Consider the following 1,008-nt stretch of genomic DNA (forward strand, 5'->3'; position numbering starts at 1 on the left):
CCGGGCACAGAACCGCAGTTATTTACAATCAGAATTACAGGAAACCGGCCCGTTATTGCGCTTTTCCAACATGGGCGTACTGGCAGATATGGATGCAGGCATGGCGCACTTGCATTACGGTTACCTTGACTATATCGCCAGCCAGACTACCCCGTTTACGGCCACGGATGAATGGTTGTCTGGATGGGCGGCGTTAAAAAAGATTTTTCGCAAACCGGCAACAGCGGCTCACTGTGAGCACTATCAGTTTACCGGGATGGCAGGGACTATCATCCCGGCCGGGACAAGACTTAACCGGGGGGATGGGTATCAGTATCAAACTCTGACTGAGATTCGTATTGCGGCCAATGGACAGGGGAATGTCAGCCTGATTGCGTTATTACCGGAGAGTACCGACGATGATTCGGGGGGCGGTACGGCAGGGAATGCCCCCGCGGGGGCGGTATTAACGCTGGATCAGAGTCTGGCCGGGGTTGATGTTGAAGGGACGGCAATTATGCCCATTACGGGCGGGGCAGACATTGAGAATGAAGCGGATTTTCGTTCCCGTATGTTACTCGCCTATCAGGGCACCCCACAGGGCGGTTCTGATGACGATTATAAGCAGTGGGCGCTCTCTGTGCCGGGTATTACCCGAGTCTGGGTCAGGCCGAGAGCGGCCGGGGCCGGAACAGTCGGTGTCTATATTATGTGTGATAACAATGCGCATGGCGGTTTTCCTCTCGGCACAGATGGCGTGTCATCCCATGAACCGTATGCGGTGCATGCCACCGGAGATCAGCTGAGGGTGGCTGATACGCTTTTTACCTTACAACCGGTCACTGCCTTAGTCTGGGTGTTATCGCCGATAAAATTCCGGCTTGATTTTACCCTCCACGGCCTTTCTCATAGCAGTACCGATGTGACGGAGCGTATTAATGAGGCGATTGATAACGTACTGTTTGAAAACGGTAACCCGGATGGCTCCGGGCGCATATTACTATCTGAACTGCAATATGCCATTGCAGG

Annotated in this window: 1 protein-coding gene; it reads left to right on the forward strand. The window is 53.7% G+C overall.

Annotated elements, in window-relative coordinates; all coding sequences use genetic code 11:
- A partial coding sequence (locus Xbud_RS19050; protein WP_099137538.1) for a baseplate J/gp47 family protein occupies positions 1 to 1,008 on the forward strand: 1,008 nt, incomplete at both ends.

This window comes from Xenorhabdus budapestensis, from assembly GCF_002632465.1.
Taxonomy (GTDB): domain Bacteria; phylum Pseudomonadota; class Gammaproteobacteria; order Enterobacterales; family Enterobacteriaceae; genus Xenorhabdus; species Xenorhabdus budapestensis.